We start from the raw sequence: 16,203 nt of genomic DNA on the forward strand, positions 1-16,203 counted from the left end.
ATTCCGAATGTCCGTTAAAAACCGGCACCCGCACCGTGGTTGCCGTCAAGCGAATGGCTGGATCGAGAATTTTTTTGGTCTCGTTGACCATCTTCATCTCTTCCTTGGTATAGCCATTTTCCAGAAAAACATCGATCTGCGGAATCAGATTAAAGGCAATCTCTTTGGGAAATTTTTTTGGTGGCACCCGCAAGGTGGTGGCATAAACGGCACGGGTCTGCTCAAAGAGCTCATCCATAGCCTCTTTTCCGGCTCCTGAGACAGCCTGATAGGTGGAGACCACCACACGTCGAATGGTGGCAGCATCATGCAGTGGCTTTAACGCCACCACCATTTGAATGGTCGAGCAGTTGGGATTGGCGATAATGCCTTTGTTGGTATATTGGGCAATAGCCTGAGGATTGACCTCTGGCACCACCAATGGCACCTCTGGATCCATACGGAAAAAGGAGGTGTTATCCACAACCACACAACCGGCGGCGGCAGCCTTGGGAGCATATTGGCTGGAGACCTTGGCTCCGGGCGAAAACAGACCGATCTGCACACCGGAAAAATCAAACTCAGCCAAATCACGCACCACCAGTTCACGACCGGCAAAGTTCATCGTAGTACCAGCCGAACGGCTGGAGGCCAACAAAAAGATTTCGTTAACTGGAAAATTCCGCTCTTCAAGGATGTTGAGAATCTCCCGTCCCACATTACCGGTGGCACCCACCACCGCCACATTATAGCGCTTGCTACTACCCTGGGAACTCATTTTTCTACCCTTCCGACCTTCTGCTTAAGACTCTGACAAAGCGGCCACCACGGCATCGCCCATGGCAACCGTACCCACTTTTTGCATCCCCGTCTGCATGATATCGGGGGTGCGCAATCCTTGATCCAACACACGGTTGACTGCTGTTTCCACACGATCGGCCAGCTCTGGCAAAGCCAAAGAGTGGCGAAGCATCATGGCTGCCGACAGAATGGTTGCCAAGGGATTGGCCACACCCAAACCGACAATATCTGGCGCTGAACCATGGATCGGTTCATAAAGAGCAGCCGTATCACCCAAAGAGGCCGAGGGCAACATACCGATGGAACCGGTCAACATACTGGCCTCGTCGGACAAAATATCGCCAAACATATTGGTGGTCACAATCACATCAAACTGACGGGGATTGCGAATCAACTGCATGGCAGCGTTATCAACATACATATGGGACAATGCCACATCGGGATACTCTTTACCGACGGCAATCACCACCTCCCGCCACAGTTCGGTCGCCTCCAGGACATTGGCCTTATCCACAGAACAGAGTTTTTTCTGACGTTTGCGTGCCACTTCAAAAGCAGAACGAGCAATACGTTCGATTTCACTGGTGGAGTAGGACAAGGTGTTGATCCCCAGTCGGCTGCCATCGGCCAAGGTTTGCACCCCACGCGGTTGGCCAAAATAGATACCGGAAGAGAGCTCACGCACCACCATGATGTCGGTTCCCTCCACCACTTCGCGTTTCAGGGTTGAGGCATCCACCAGTTGCGAGAAGAGCTTTGCCGGACGCAGATTGCAATAGAGATCCAAAGCCTTGCGAATACCCAACAATCCTCTCTCCGGACGCACTTCATAAGGCAATGGCTCCCATTTCGGCCCGCCCACTGCCCCAAGGAGAACAGCATCACAGGCTCTGGCTCTCTGCAAGGTCTCTTCCGGCAAGGGATTGCCGGTCGCATCATACGCGGCACCACCGATCAAACCCTCTTCCATGACAAGGGTGAGACCGGATTGTTGCGCCAACCAAGTCAAAACCTTGCGTGCTTCGGCGACGATTTCTGGACCGATGCCATCACCAGGCAACAACAAAATTGATTTACTGGACATCATTCAAACTCCCTGTGACAAGAACGCCCAGGGGGCAGCCTGGCGTCTTTGCTGTTCATAAAGTTCAATAGCAGACACATGCTGCAAGGTCAGACCAATATCATCCAAACCATGCAACAGGCAATGACGACGGAAGGGATCCACAACAAAGGAAAATTTCTCACCACTGGGGGTGGAGAGGCTTTGCGTTTCCAGGTCAACAGTCAGTTGATACCCCTCCTGGGCAACACACTCTTGCATCAACTGATCCACCTGCTCGCCCGTCAAAACAATTGGCAGAATACCGTTTTTGAAACAGTTGTTGAAAAAAATATCGGCAAAGCTGGGGGCAATCACCACGCGAATGCCATAATCGAGCAGAGCCCATGGGGCATGCTCGCGACTGGATCCGCAACCAAAATTATCCCGGCTCAACAGGATCTGCGCACCCTGATAACGCGGCTGATTGAGGGCAAAATCGGGATTGAGTGGGCGACCGACACAGGATTGTCCTGGTTCGCCACGATCCAGATAACGCCATTCGTCAAACAGGTTGGGGCCAAAACCGCTCCTGTTGATTGATTTCAAAAACTGTTTAGGGATGATGGCATCGGTATCGACGTTGGCACGATCGATCGGTACCACCAGTGCCTGCAAACGATTAAAAGGTTCCATAGCCTCATCTCCCCATCAGTGGCTGGCACGAATATCAACAAAATGCCCGGCAACCGCAGCGGCAGCGGCCATGGCAGGACTAACCAGATGGGTGCGTCCTCCGGGACCTTGCCGACCTTCAAAATTGCGATTGGAGGTCGAGGCACAACGATCACCGGGAGCCAAAATATCGGCATTCATCGCCAGACACATGGAACAGCCAGGAGCTCGCCATTCAAACCCGGCCTCGGTAAAGATGCGATCCAACCCTTCTGCTTCGGCCTGCTGTTTAACCAGACCGGTTCCGGGCACCACCATGGCCAATTTGACAGTCGGGGCAACCTTTTTGCCCACCACCTGTTCGGCGGCCAGACGCAAATCTTCGATGCGCCCATTGGTGCAGGAGCCGATAAAAACAGTATCTACGGCAATATCGGCAATGGCCATGCCCGGTTCCAGCCCCATATAAGCCAACGCCTTGCTGATGGAGCTGCGACGAACCGGATCATTTTCCATGGCCGGATTCGGAAGATGCCCAGTAATCGGCAGCGTCATTTCCGGTGAGGTTCCCCAGGAGACTTGTGGCACCACCTCTTGGGCAGCAAAGGTCAAAACCCGGTCATAACCGGCACCGGGATCTGCTTTCAGTTTACGCCAAGCCTGTTCGGCCTGGTTCCAGACAGTGCCTTTGGGTGCAAAAGGGCGACCATGCAGATAATCGATGGTTTTGTCATCCACAGCCACCAAACCGGCGCGGGCTCCCCCTTCAATAGCCATGTTGCACAGGGTCATGCGCCCCTCCATGGAGAGAGCTTCGATGGCCGAACCGGTAAATTCCAGCACATGGCCCGTACCCCCTGCGGTACCGATACGGGAAATAATATAGAGAATCAGATCCTTGGCGGTCACCCCGGCGGCAAGATCACCTTCGATATGGATCCGCATTGTTTTGGGTTTTTTTTGCGGCAAGGTCTGGGTAGCCAACACATGTTCCACCTCAGAGGTACCAATACCGAAGGCCAACGCGGCAAAAGCGCCATGGGTAGCGGTATGGGAATCGCCGCAAACCACGGTCAAACCAGGGAGAATAATCCCCTGCTCCGGGGCCATGACATGCACCACACCCTGACGAATATCACCCATACCAAACTGACGAATGGCAAAGGTGCGACAGTTATTGTCCAGGGTTTCAACCTGCAGACGGGCGATGGGATCGATAATCCCCTGTTCCAGATGTTTGGTCGGCACATTGTGATCGGGCACGGCAAAAGTTGCTTCGGGACGGCGCACTTTGCGCCCAGCCAAACGCAACCCTTCAAAGGCCTGTGGACTGGTCACCTCATGTACCAGGTGCCGATCAATGTATAACAATACCGTGCCATCGCCATCAGCGCGAATGACATGGGCATCCCAGATTTTTTCAAACAAATTTTGCGGTTTCATTGTGCGATCCTCGACCCCTAGTATCTTCTCCCCCACACCAGCTCAACCCAAGCCCTTCATTATAGCCAAAGCATGGCGGCTCATACAAGTTTTCTGGTAACTATTCACAGGGCAATCGCATTTGCAAATCAGAAAATTATTAGGGAGGTCCGGGAGGAGATTACTCCTCCTGGTGGGTGCAAGGCAAAGCCCTGCTGAAAATGTGCGGCATTGCACAAAAGCGCATGCTTGAGCATTCGCGCACGCCGCACCGATTTGTGTCCCAAAGGGGCACTCTTTGGGAGGGCGGACGCCCGACATGCACCATTTTGCTTGTGGCAACAGTGCGCAAATTTTTCACATGCGCTCACCCTGTGCAGCACTTTTCGTTTTGTCCCTGCCTGGCCACCTCTGTTCTCTGCAGCGACACAAAAAAAAAACTCCACCGCATAACCCAGTGGAGCTCTTGCGCAACCTGGCTGCGGACTCTCTCGCATCCGCAGCCATGGTCGAGAGAGATTCTACAACTGCAATAGAATTTCAGGAATGCGATGAATAAAATCTTTCGGAATCAACCGACGCTTTTCCAACAGCTCAAGACTTTGTTTCAACATCTTTTTTGCAGACACCTTTTCGGCATCCAGCACCAGATCAAACTGAATGGTATGGCTCATCACATCCTCAAACATGGTTTGCATCAAGCGTTGCCGTTGTGCTTCCAGCTCGAGAAAGACCTTTTTCGCCTCTCCTTCATCGATGCCATGTTTTTTGGCCAAGCGATTGGCGCAAAATTTGGCATCGGCTTTCACCTGAATCCGCACCAGATTATCACCGGGCACGACTATATGGGGGCAAATACCGGCAACCACCCCACCCTCCATGGCAATTTCATGGATAGCGGTGGTCAAACGCGCCAAATGCTCGCTGGGAGTGATACCGGGTTGATCATAGATATGGCCCAACCAATAATCAAAAAAATCACCTTCAGCCGCCTGCAGCTCCTGCCAGACACGCTCATGGCGCTCTTTGTCACTAGCCAACTCTTCCAATTTATGGGGATTATAATATTTGACTTGCAAAGTTTCCGCCAAACGGGCGGCCAGATCACCCATACCCGAACCAAATGGCCCAGAGACCATCACCAATGGTTGGCTGGCAACAATACCTTGTTTTTGTTTTTTCGGCTTCGGCATGCGAACAACATATTTATTAACCATAATAAACCCTCTACTCTCAATATGATCCACCAACATATCCGCATATATAATTGACTGGGATTTACAACAGATTCGGCAGCAACATTGTTACTGGCGCCCTGACACAAATACGAAATTTTATTGTAATAATCCCACCATCCAGGATGTTACAATACACGAACAGACTGTGGAGTCAATTAAAATCGTCTCTCATGGCAAAAGAATATCAATTCCGTCATAAAGCAAAAATGTTACGACAGGGAGGAAAGAGAGGGCAATTAATCCTCGGAGGCCACCACCACGCGGTTACGCCCTCCATGTTTGGCTTGATAGAGGGCAACATCGGCCTTTTCCATCACCATTTCCAAACTCTCTTTGGGATGGCGCAGACTGACCCCGGCACTGATAGTAAATTTGCGACCACTCAACACCCCAGGCAAGACCAAATTTTCCACCCGCAGGCGTATCCGCTCTGCAACATCCATGGAATCATGGATGTTGGAACCGACCATTAACAACAAAAACTCTTCCCCACCCAGACGTACCGGAATATCCATGGTCCGGGTCTCTGAGAGCAAAATCTGTCCCAAAGCACGCAAGACATCATCGCCGGCACCATGGCCATAGGTATCATTGACGCTTTTGAAAAAATCCAGATCAAAAGCGGCAAAAGCCAATTGGGTATGGGAATCGCGATCCTGGATTTCAAACAGACGTCCAGCCGCCTCGCGCAGATAAAAGCGGGTATAGAGATTGGTCAACGGATCACGAATGGAGCGCTCATAATAGCGTTGCCGCTCTCCTTCCAGTTGATAGTGCATGATCTCGCGCATGGCAGCCACACTGAGTGCCTCACCCATGCGATTGAGAATCTGCCCCTCCTCCTGGCTGATCACGATAGCCTTGCTCAAGCGAAAAACAGCCAATCCCTTTACACCACCACTCTCGGAATCGCGCAAATGCAATACCAAAGCGGGTTTGCGTTCCTCAACCAAGAAACAGAGATAGACGCCACGCACAGCCCAATCACCCTCCTGTTCCGGCTGTTGGAACAAAGTGAGTATATCGGCTTGCGGCATCTCTTGCCGCCGTTGATAATGATTATCCTGTGACCAAAGCAAAAACTCATCCTGATCCAGTTGCCAGTGAATATCCAATCCATCCAAGGGCAACAACTGTCCCGCCAGTTGCGCCAGCGTCTCCAAAACAGAACGAAACTCACGGACAAACACCAAATCCTTGAAAAATTTACGCAGCAACAGATTGAGGCGGGAGAGCCGTTGCACATCGGTACTGCTTTGTGCCAAGGAGAATAGTCCGCAATCCAACTCTTTCAAACGATCGATCATAAAACGGACCAGATGTTCAGGAATGATCGATCCATGTTGCGGCGCAATCATGCGGATCGGCAGGGGGGAGAGTTTTAGCAACCCATCGAACAAAATGGTTTGCGAAGGCATATAGTGCTCATGGAAGGGACGCATCGCTTCAAAATAGCTTTCGTCCTGGGCAAAGAGATGCCACTCTTCGGTAAAACCACCAAACAGATCACTGGAAAAGAGAACGCCAGACTCTATGTCAAAGGTGCAGAAAGCACCGGGAAAGTGCAAATAGGGGGTAAAAACAAACTGGATAGCACGACCTCCCGCATCCAAGCGCCAAGTCATTTTTTCAATGCACTGAAAGGGAAGGCGAATATTATAATGCTTGAGCAAAGCAATCGCACGCCAATGGGTCAACACCATGGCATCCGGTCGGGTAATCAGTTGATCCAATGCGGGCAAACTGGCGGTAATATCGGGATCCTGATGTTGGCAAATCACCCAACGAATATGCGATAATGGTAGAATGGTTTCTACTTTGCGAATCATCGCGGCATAATTGATCATGGAACCAGGATCAATCAAAATAGATTCTGTACCATTTTCAATCAAATAGGTATGACACTGAAAGGAGTCGTCCTGCAATGGTGCCCCAACCCACCAGATTTTATCCGCAATGGCATATGGTTGGTTCCAGTCGGGTATGGATGTTTCACTCTCCATTTCAGCCGCCCTTTCTGCTCTGTGATCCGATCCTTGGATGAAAAATTTTGACTTTCCTCAGAACGGAATCCTAGCAGATAGCAAGCTCTTGTGTAAAAGGAAAACAACTCATCGTTCGGGAAAATGGCAGGAATACTATTCCGTTCCGACAGACAGAAATAACGACACAAATAGGATATTTGCAAACACAACTGCTCTGCAAAACAGAAGCAATTGTGTTTGCTTTACAGGAAGAATGCAGTGATGATGCGCATAGATAAATTATAAAGACTGCACCGCTTCAACGCTACTCTCCAAGGAGTAGCCACTGCGCAAACGAATGCCTTCCCGGCGCAACAAACGAGAAACAGCATCGTCAGAAACCTGCAACGCATTGGCGATGGCCACCCCACTCCAGCGGGTCCGACCATTGGGTGGAGGCATATCCAAAAGACGTAAAACAGTTTCACGAAATTCGGTATCATAACGAGCCGGACGACCACTGCGCGGCATATCGGTTAACCCCTCCACACCGGATTGGGCAAAGCGATCCCGCCAAAAAATAACGGTATTCGTGGTAGTCTGGAATCGTTCAGCCACTTCGCGGATGGCAGCCCCTTTAAGACATGCCATCACCATTCTCGCCCGTTCAACCAGACGAAATTCTGATTTTTTGCTGCGCACCAACGCTTCGAGCTGTTGCAAGGATTCAAGATCACAATCCAATTGTTTGGCTTTCCTGGACATGGAGATTCACCCAATCAGCAAGTTGAAATTAACCGTGACCGAGTATACATTACAAAATCCACGCCACAATAATGTAACAAAATATATTATATATATTTCAGTAACTTATAAATATTATCAACAGGAAACACCCCCATTATGGGGTGCAGCATTTTATGCTCAATCGAGGGGAATATGGCAAGAATATTAAGACAACTTGCTGTTATTGTTATAATTTTAACTATTGCTGCATTTGGCAAAATGCTGCACCCAGCGTAAAAAATCTATCAGGCAGGATCCAAATGTGAAGTCAATAAACGACGATTCAAGGATTGGCGAGAGATGCCCAACAGCGCAGCGGCATTGCCTTGATTGCCATCCGCCTGACGCATCGCCTCATTGACCAACCATTGTGTCGCTTCGCGCAAGGTAGGCAGACGACCGGGAGCTATCAACAGATGACTCTCCACCCCGGCAGGACCATTGGCCGACTCGGCTAAAGCGCCATGGCTGCTCAATTTGCTGCGTCCATGGGCGCGCACGGCAGCACGAAATCGATCCAACGGCAAAACCGGACCTCCGGCATGATTGGCAACCGCATCATAGACCAAAGCCCGCAACTCGCGCACATTACCGGGAAAGGTATAGGCCGACAACAGCGAATAGATCTCTGGCGGAACTTTGAGTGGGGGACGATTGAGCGATTCTGCCGATTTACGAATAAAATGATCAATCAACAGTGGCAGATCTTCCAAGCGTTCCCGCAACGGTGGAATATCCACCATATGACTGGAAAGACGGAAAAACAGATCGGGACGGAAGGTCCCTTTTTGCATCTCATGCCGCAAATCTTTGTTGGTGGCAGCAATAATCCGCGCCTGTGAGATGCGCGGCACATCGGATCCCAACGGATAATATTGACCATCCTGAATCAAACGCAATAACTTGACCTGGGTGGAGGGCGGCAAATCACCAATTTCATCTAAAAAGAGTGTGCCATCACGCGCCTGGGCGATCAACCCCAAGCGTTCTGTGGAGGCCCCGGTATAGGCACCCCGAACATGGCCAAACAAGGTATCGGAAAACATCACATCGTCCAAACCGGCCACATTGATGGAAACCATTTTGCCAGAGCGACCACTGGCTTTGTGGGCGGCAGTGGCAATCAACTCTTTACCCACTCCGGTTTCACCAGTAATCAAAATCGGTTCTGTCGAGTGCGCCACCGCCTCCAGATATTGAAAAATGGTCAGCATGAGGCGATTTTTGGTAAAGATGGCTGCAAAACAATCGGGATTGCGCAACTGCCCGGAAAAGATCACCTGGCGCAATGTTCCCACATGTTGACGTAACGCCGAGATCTCCAAAGCCCGACGCACTGAGGCAATAAAACGGCTCTCTTCTACCGGTTTGATCAAATAATCAAAGGCCCCATGCTTCATACAAGAGACCGCCCACTCCACATCCTGAGAGGCGGTCAAAACCACAACCGGAATCTCTGGACGCAAAGCAATAATCTTTTTCAACAACTCCGGCCCAGGCAGATGGGGCATGATCAAATCCAGCAAAACCATCCCCACGGTATGCTGTTCCAACCACGGGATCACCTGGCGTGGATCGGAAAAGGTCACCGAGGGACCAATACCATGGCTCTCCAACAAATAACTGCTGCTAAAGAGAATATCTTCCTCATCATCCACCAGCACGACCGGAATCTGCTCTCCAGGCGGTAGTGCTTCAAACATGCTCATTCCTCCCCATCCCATCTGCATGTACAGAACTAAGCTGCACCGTTGCTTGGGGTCTTCCCTCCTTGGTGGTATCCAGCGGCAGCAAAATGGTAAATTGCGACCCTTCACCCGGTTTGGAGTAGAGTTGAATCGTACCGCGATGACTGCTCACAATCTCCTGCACCAGCGAAAGGCCCAACCCGGTCCCACCCCTATCGGCGCGTGTAGTAAAAAATGGATCAAATACAAACGGTTGTACATTATGATCAATGCCGCAACCCTCATCTTCAACCATTATCCGCACCATATTTTCGACACAATCAGCCTGCAGCAACACCCCTTTGCTGCGCTCCGGTAACGACAACAGGGCATTCATCACCAAGTTGATAATCACCTGCTCCAACTGCTGAAAATTACCCCATACCAGCAAGAGGCCGTCGGCTGTCGCTGATCCATCAATGCGCACAGTAAAATGGTCGCTATGACGCTTGACTTGATGTTCCAACAAGGTGACTGAAGCCCGAATCACCTCCTCCACATTGACAAAATGGCCCATGCTGCTCATATCGTCACGAGCCAGCGCTTTCAAACTTTCAATAATTTTACTGATACGCTCGGCACCATTGCTGATACCCGCCAACAGACGCGGAATTGCCTCTACCGCCCGTTCAAAGGGCACTCCGGCAAGGGTAAACTCGCGGACGGTTTGATGGTACTCCTGCAACACCAGCAGAGCATCCTGCCAACTTCTTTTCAACAAAGAGACATTAAAAGTAACCGCATTGTTGGGATTGTTGATCTCATGGGCAATGCCGGCAGCCAAAGTTCCCATGGATGCCAGCCGCGCATTGCGCAATGCCTTGAGTTCCAATGTGCGCCGTTCACTGACGTTGGTAAACAACACCATGGTTTCGATCAAACGATTTTCCCGACGAATGGGCGCAATACGCACCTCCCACCAATAAAACTTACCCACCTGGTGGGAAAATTGGTGCGGTTGTCCGGTCTGCAGCACCATGGAGATGGCAGACTGACACACATCCAAGAGCTCTTGCGGCAGAATGGAGACAAAATGTTTTCCCATTACCTGTTGCTGACTGGGGGAGTGCTCCCCCAGAATCGGCAGCTCCCGGTTGATAGCCCGCACCACTCCCTCGCGATCCACGATCAAAATGGTATCTGGTGACTGCTCGAAAAAGACCCGCAAGGTAGTTTCCGACTTGACCAACTCTTCATACAAGGCAGTGCGTTCAATGAGTGAACGGCGCGTCCAATAGAAAAAAAAGGTGGTCACACCGGTCAACAACAAGCCCACCATCAAAGCCGCTGAAGGGGCATGGGAAAAGCCTTCCGCACTACGAAACTGTGGTGTTGCCGCACAGGTAATTGCCCATACCCGATCGGCCACCTGAAAATATTCAGCCAAATAGAGTGATTGCCGACGCCGCCAATCCTGCCAATTATGGGCTGTCACCTCTTCCCGATGGGCGCTGCCCAAACGGCTGGCATAAAAATCCAAAAATTGCGGCTCATGTGGCATGGTCATATCGAGCAACAAAAACTCCACACCGCGTGGTTCCAAAATACTGATAGATAGATTGGCCAATTGCGAAATATCGATTGTCCCCACCACCAGGCCCAACAAGGCTCCACCATCGGCACTGTTCTGGGATCCAGATCGTTGATTCGACAAAACAGGAACCACTATATAGACTTTAACCGAATACATCTCCCCATGCCGACCCAGGACAAAACTGGCTGTCATGCGCCGCAGGGTACGTGCCCGTTGCAAACTGTCTTGCACAGCACTGTTGTGCAGATCAACCTCTCCTTCTACGGAAACAGGCGAACCCTTTTCCGGAATCCAGTTCAAAGAGGAGAGCCAGGGGTGATCAAACAATAATTTATGGTAAAAGGAACGCAGGCGGGCCAAATCCAACATTTCGGCATTTTCGACAAAATTGCCGGACAGTTGAATCGCATCAACGGCAGAGGTGATACCACGTTGAAATATTCGATTGCGATTTTGTGCTACCCAGTTGAACTCCACCTGATGATAGAAGCTCAACTGGCGGTCCATCATTTTCCAGGCAGCGATCGAGACCACCAGCCCGATCATCAAAACCAACAGCGTTGCCAAATGACGATCTGGACTTAACAGGCGTTTGGCAAATCTGGAAATAGATTGCAAAGCATCCCACATGCGCGGCGATTTCCATTCGTTGGGAGGCCAAAACTCAGTTCCTGGATGCGACTCACTGTTACCTGTTCTGTCTGTGCGGTGCACAGGCGCCTACAAAAACCAACCAAGGTTCCGTCACAGGAGAGGTAACCACACCGCACAAACTCTACACTGGGGTGAGCTGCCCGTCAATTCAACCTTCCGAACCAGAAAAGTGAGCATCCCAAACTGGTTAACCCACCATCTTCAGAAAAACAGCGCACGTTTGCTCTCTGAATACAGTTGCCCACCATCATCTGCCTGTTGGCCAACGACAAAAAACAGAACAGCCTCCGCAAAAAGGGGATTACCCCGTTTGCGGAGGCCACACAACAATTACACCTGCACCATGATATCGTACAATACCGTACCCGCTTCAGCCACTTCATCGGCCAGATTGGAAAGATGACGATACAACTCGCGGTGACGGAAGAGATCCAGCGTATTGCTCAGCAACCGCTCTTCCATATCACCTTCAGTGTTTGCTGCGACCTGCTGTGCCCGGACTGGCCCATCCAAAAATGTGGCCAGAGCTTGCCGATAAAAGGTCTCAACATCATGTTCCGACTGTTGTACCAAACGCTCTTCATCCACAGCTCCCAAAGGATCAAACGAGAGCTTGACATAGCCCCGATGCAAGGCATCGGTACCACGTTTGATAATTTTTACCATCTCCACCATTGGCTCTGTTGTGGTCAATTGAAACGCTTCCACTTCCCGCACAGTGGTCTTGGCATAGTTGAGAATCATATCGATGCTGGTAATAGCGCGATAGAGATCCTCTCGGTCCAATGGAGTGGAAAAGGCTTTGGCTAAAATAGCAAAATTGCGAGCCTGGACAATATCGCCTTGCTTTTCCAATTCTCGGACCATAGCACCCTTTTCTGGATCACCTGTCTCCATAAAGGCCACTAACGCATCCATACACTGTGACATTACTTCGCACTGTTCAATCAGCAAAGCAAAAAAGTCTGGAGTTTTGGGAAAAACATTCTCCATCAACCTGACCCAGAACGATGGATGGGGGGTATTGACCTCCAAACGCGCTCTGGCCTTGCCACTTAACTGTTCTTCTTCGCCCATCGGAGCTCTCCTTAAGAGACCTGAACCACAATATCGTGCAACACCGATCCCGCTTTGGCAATCTGATCTCCGGCGTTGGACAGATGGCGATACAGTTCACGCCGTTTGAAAATTTCCGTAACCGCACCCATCACCCGACCTTCAACGGTAGCCTCTTTGCTCAACTTGATTTTTTCCAGATGAATTTCCGGTTGGAACAGGTTGCTCAAAGCTTTACGATAGGCTTTTTCCACGTTGCGCTCGGATTTGCGCACCGCCAGGGCATCATCTTCGGCCATGGCCGGATTGGTTCCCAGTTTGGCAAAACCCAATTTCAAAGCATCGGTACCTTCACTGAGAATACGCGCCATATCCAACATATGCTGATCGGGAGACAATTTGAAAAAACCGATCTCCTGAATGGTGGTATTGGCATAATGCAACACGGTATCAATTGCGGTGATGGCCCGGTAAATATCCTCCCGGTCCATGGGAGTGGCAAAAGATTTATTCAGCACATACATACTGCGATTTTTGACTTCGGTACCCTTTTTTTCCAGATCGCCGATGAGAGCACCTTTGCTCTGATCGCCGCCCATGTACTCCACCAAAGCCTCCATCGCTTCGGAAACCAGGGCGCACTGTTCGTTGATCAACGTATAGAAATCGGGAACCCGTGGATAAACATTGGCCAAAAGTTTGGCTGCCATAGGGGAACTGCCGCTCATTTGCATACCTCCACATCGCTTGGGGCCGTCACGGCCCACTCGGTTAACTCGTCCGAACGGTTGAAACAGGGCCAGACTGATGTATTATACATCAACCGGTGATCATTCTGACCAAATAATAGGTCAAAATGGCTACCAATGCCGATCCCGGAATGGTAATCAACCAGGTGCTGACGATCTCTTTGGCCTTGGCCCAGCGTACCGCTTTGGGCCGTTCGGATGAACCAATACCCATGATTGCTGAACTGACCACATGCGTCGTTGACACCGGCGCCCCAAAAACCGAAGCCGCCAGAATCAGCGTGCCGGAGGTCAACTGGGTATCCAAAGCATGCAGCGGACGCACTTTATAGATACCAAAGCCAACAGTGCGCACGATACGCCAACCACCGGAAAGAATGCCCAGCGTGATGGCAACAGCACAGGACATGATCACCCAACCGGGCACCACAAATTTGTCCACAAAACCACCCAAAACCAACACCAGGGTGATGATACCCATACTCTTCTGCGCATCATTGGCCCCGTGCGAAAAGGCCAGACCAGCCGCAGTCACAAATTGAAAACGTTTCAACCAACGGTTGGCAGAGGGCTCTTCATTGCGCAACAACCAACGCATCCCCCTGTGAATAAAATAGCCTGCCCAGAATCCCAGCACCGGGGAAATGATCAACGACAGCAAAATTTTGAAAAAGCCGGTGAATTTGCCTTGCGCCAGTTCGCTGAAACCCCAAATCACATTCTGCGAACCAGCCGAAACAACGACTGCTCCGATCAGACCGCCCACCAGCGCATGTGAAGAGGAGGAGGGAATGCCGTACCACCAAGTTGCCATGTTCCAGAAAATGGCCCCCCAGATGCCGCAGAGCACAATGGTCAACGACAGGTGAGGTGGAACATCGCCAATTGTAATAAATTTGCCAATGGTATTGGCAACAGCCGTACCTCCCAGAATCGGACCCAAAAATTCAAAGGTACCGACAATGATCACCGATTGGATCGGTGTCATAGCCCGGGAAGCGATAATGGTTCCGATAATATTGGCAGCATCGTGAAAGCCGTTTGTGTAATCGAAAATAAGCACGATCACCACAGCAGTCACTGCCAGGGTAAAAAGTGTATCCATAGGTTTTCTATTCTCTCCGATGACCACGTTGGACAAATTGGAGTTGTCGCCAACTCTTGAGCAGAGCCAATACCCGACAATCAGAAACGGCGCGCTTCGTTCTGGTCTGCCAATAATTGCTGCTCCACTCTTCTTTGTTGTGCGCACCACCCCGCAACGGAATGATGGGCGGGAGTATACAGCGAGCTTTGTCTATCGTGAAAGGGTAATTTTACGTTTGTCGCAAAAATAGTTTGCATTATTTATTGCACTGCACACATGTTAATTGCGATTATTTAACGCAATTTTCCTTTTTTTCCAGTTCGTATCGCTGTGCTTCTCTTTGTACATAAATGTCATTTTTGCAATAAACTGCTCATTATTCCTCTGTTTTTACCAATACTCTCCCTTGTTGCACGCTTTCGCCCTATAGTGACCTCAACTGTGTGAAATCACGCAAACGTACTGTGTGAAATCACTCATTCCTGAAGATGCAATAGATTTTTATTATTTTTTATCAGTCAATTAACTATTGGTTCAACAGTTGCGTTATCTGTTTGGTTCGCGTCGCAATTGGCCAGCATGACACTCTCTGACCCGCTCTACGGATTGACACGTTGATTGTTGACACCTCTTCTTTCCTGGATCAGGAGTATGCTCCGTTACCAGCAAGCAAACTCCCGGAAAGGCGTAAACTCTTTCATCCGGCTCTCGCCGCTGCCATACTTCTCCATATTGCTGGAATGGGGTTGCTGTGGTGGCATCTTTTGCCCAGCCATACACACACTCCGCCAGCAATGGTGGTCGATCTCTTACTCATACCACTTTTGCATGCCGATGCTGCAAATACAGAAAGCCCCCCACCTCCCACTCCCACAGTAGTCGAAGAGCTGCCAATTGCAGCTCCAGCCCCCCCCCCTCCTGAAGCTGCTCCCCTTCCCACGCCAGAGTTGCCACCTGCTGCTCCTAAAACAGTAACCAGCAAAACGGCGGTGCGCAAAAAAATGGAGCCACGACTTGCCGCAACACGAGTATCGTCTGACTGGCAAGCAAGCAACAACCAGCAACCGACAATGGACAACCCACAACCGCGTTCTGAGCAGCCTCCGTTTGCCGCAACAACCACCCTTTCTGATAGCCCGCCACGCAGTCAGGCTGCCTATCTGAATAATCCAAAACCGCTTTATCCCCCCTTTGCCCGCAAGCAGGGGCGTGAAGGAACGGTAATTTTAGTTGTAGAGGTAACAGAAGAGGGAGCAGCAGAGGCGGTGCGGGTCCAATCAAGCAGTGGTTCAGAGCTGCTGGATCATGCAGCCTTGCAGGCGGTCAGACAATGGCGCTTCATTCCCGCCTATCGGCATGGTCGTGCGGTACGGGAAAGTGTGGAAATCCCAATACGTTTTCAATTAAGCAATCCCTGAAACAAAAGGTAACCATGCAGCACCCACATCAACTGCGGGTCCAGGGAGGGCACCTCCCTGGCCGGGTCCAG

The 16,203-nt window shown here is 50.6% G+C and carries 13 protein-coding genes; 1 reads left to right on the plus strand and 12 read right to left on the minus strand.

Annotated features, from left to right (window positions below; all coding sequences use genetic code 11):
* From EJP87_RS05650 to EJP87_RS05705, 12 genes are all read right to left on the minus strand, one after another.
* On the minus strand, window positions 1-757 hold a 757-nt coding region (locus EJP87_RS05650; protein ID WP_130470888.1), incomplete at its 3' end, for an aspartate-semialdehyde dehydrogenase.
* Between the two features lie 24 nt (window positions 758-781).
* Window positions 782-1,864 carry a 3-isopropylmalate dehydrogenase gene (gene leuB, locus EJP87_RS05655; RefSeq protein ID WP_193771165.1) on the minus strand — a complete coding sequence of 361 codons (1,083 nt, stop codon included), beginning with the start codon at window positions 1,862-1,864 and terminating at the stop codon, window positions 782-784.
* A 3-nt stretch (window positions 1,865-1,867) separates the two neighbouring features.
* Entirely contained in the window at window positions 1,868-2,518 is a 651-nt protein-coding gene (gene leuD, locus EJP87_RS05660; protein ID WP_130470890.1) for a 3-isopropylmalate dehydratase small subunit, read from the minus strand.
* A gap of 15 nt (window positions 2,519-2,533) precedes the next feature.
* Window positions 2,534-3,940, minus strand: coding sequence for a 3-isopropylmalate dehydratase large subunit (leuC, locus tag EJP87_RS05665; RefSeq protein ID WP_130470891.1), 1,407 nt, complete (start codon window positions 3,938-3,940; stop codon window positions 2,534-2,536).
* Window positions 3,941-4,440: 500 nt separating this feature from the next.
* The gene (locus EJP87_RS05670; protein WP_193771163.1) at window positions 4,441-5,136 is read right to left on the minus strand and encodes a cytidylate kinase-like family protein; all 696 of its coding nucleotides are present in this window, start codon (window positions 5,134-5,136) and stop codon (window positions 4,441-4,443) included.
* Between the two features lie 257 nt (window positions 5,137-5,393).
* Window positions 5,394-7,160 carry an oxygen-binding di-iron domain-containing protein gene (locus EJP87_RS05675; protein WP_130470893.1) on the minus strand — a complete coding sequence of 589 codons (1,767 nt, stop codon included), beginning with the start codon at window positions 7,158-7,160 and terminating at the stop codon, window positions 5,394-5,396.
* Window positions 7,161-7,421: 261 nt separating this feature from the next.
* Window positions 7,422-7,886 (minus strand): helix-turn-helix domain-containing protein, encoded by a 465-nt coding sequence (locus tag EJP87_RS05680; protein WP_130470894.1) that lies wholly within the window; start codon window positions 7,884-7,886, stop codon window positions 7,422-7,424.
* Window positions 7,887-8,152: 266 nt separating this feature from the next.
* On the minus strand, window positions 8,153-9,610 hold the full coding sequence (locus EJP87_RS05685) for a sigma-54-dependent transcriptional regulator (RefSeq protein WP_130470895.1): 1,458 nt from the start codon (window positions 9,608-9,610) through the stop codon (window positions 8,153-8,155).
* Entirely contained in the window at window positions 9,603-11,798 is a 2,196-nt protein-coding gene (locus tag EJP87_RS05690) for an ATP-binding protein (protein WP_130470896.1), read from the minus strand. Before EJP87_RS05690 ends, EJP87_RS05685 begins: the two co-directional genes overlap by 8 nt.
* Window positions 11,799-12,152: 354 nt before the next feature.
* Window positions 12,153-12,899 (minus strand): DUF47 domain-containing protein, encoded by a 747-nt coding sequence (locus EJP87_RS05695; RefSeq protein ID WP_130470897.1) that lies wholly within the window; start codon window positions 12,897-12,899, stop codon window positions 12,153-12,155.
* Between the two features lie 11 nt (window positions 12,900-12,910).
* The gene (locus EJP87_RS05700) at window positions 12,911-13,606 is read right to left on the minus strand and encodes a DUF47 domain-containing protein (RefSeq protein WP_193771164.1); all 696 of its coding nucleotides are present in this window, start codon (window positions 13,604-13,606) and stop codon (window positions 12,911-12,913) included.
* A 91-nt stretch (window positions 13,607-13,697) separates the two neighbouring features.
* On the minus strand, window positions 13,698-14,732 hold the full coding sequence (locus EJP87_RS05705) for an inorganic phosphate transporter (protein ID WP_130470899.1): 1,035 nt from the start codon (window positions 14,730-14,732) through the stop codon (window positions 13,698-13,700).
* A gap of 596 nt (window positions 14,733-15,328) precedes the next feature.
* Here EJP87_RS05705 and EJP87_RS05710 point away from each other — a divergent pair.
* A complete protein-coding gene (locus tag EJP87_RS05710) occupies window positions 15,329-16,132 on the plus strand; it encodes an energy transducer TonB (protein WP_130470900.1) in 804 nt (267 codons plus the stop codon).
* The last annotated feature ends 71 nt before the right edge of the window (window positions 16,133-16,203 follow it).

Origin of the sequence: Candidatus Magnetaquicoccus inordinatus (assembly GCF_004217665.1) — a bacterium.
Classification (GTDB): Bacteria; Pseudomonadota; Magnetococcia; order Magnetococcales; family Magnetaquicoccaceae; genus Magnetaquicoccus; species Magnetaquicoccus inordinatus.

Coding starts and splice junctions, on each gene's coding strand:
- leuB (WP_193771165.1), bottom strand. CDS start 1,864: ATGTCCAGTAAATCAATTTTGTTGTTGCCTGGTGATGGCATCGGTCCA.
- leuD (WP_130470890.1), bottom strand. CDS start 2,518: ATGGAACCTTTTAATCGTTTGCAGGCACTGGTGGTACCGATCGATCGT.
- leuC (WP_130470891.1), bottom strand. CDS start 3,940: ATGAAACCGCAAAATTTGTTTGAAAAAATCTGGGATGCCCATGTCATT.
- EJP87_RS05670 (WP_193771163.1), bottom strand. CDS start 5,136: ATGGTTAATAAATATGTTGTTCGCATGCCGAAGCCGAAAAAACAAAAA.
- EJP87_RS05675 (WP_130470893.1), bottom strand. CDS start 7,160: ATGGAGAGTGAAACATCCATACCCGACTGGAACCAACCATATGCCATT.
- EJP87_RS05680 (WP_130470894.1), bottom strand. CDS start 7,886: ATGTCCAGGAAAGCCAAACAATTGGATTGTGATCTTGAATCCTTGCAA.
- EJP87_RS05685 (WP_130470895.1), bottom strand. CDS start 9,610: ATGTTTGAAGCACTACCGCCTGGAGAGCAGATTCCGGTCGTGCTGGTG.
- EJP87_RS05690 (WP_130470896.1), bottom strand. CDS start 11,798: ATGTGGGATGCTTTGCAATCTATTTCCAGATTTGCCAAACGCCTGTTA.
- EJP87_RS05695 (WP_130470897.1), bottom strand. CDS start 12,899: ATGGGCGAAGAAGAACAGTTAAGTGGCAAGGCCAGAGCGCGTTTGGAG.
- EJP87_RS05700 (WP_193771164.1), bottom strand. CDS start 13,606: ATGAGCGGCAGTTCCCCTATGGCAGCCAAACTTTTGGCCAATGTTTAT.
- EJP87_RS05705 (WP_130470899.1), bottom strand. CDS start 14,732: ATGGATACACTTTTTACCCTGGCAGTGACTGCTGTGGTGATCGTGCTT.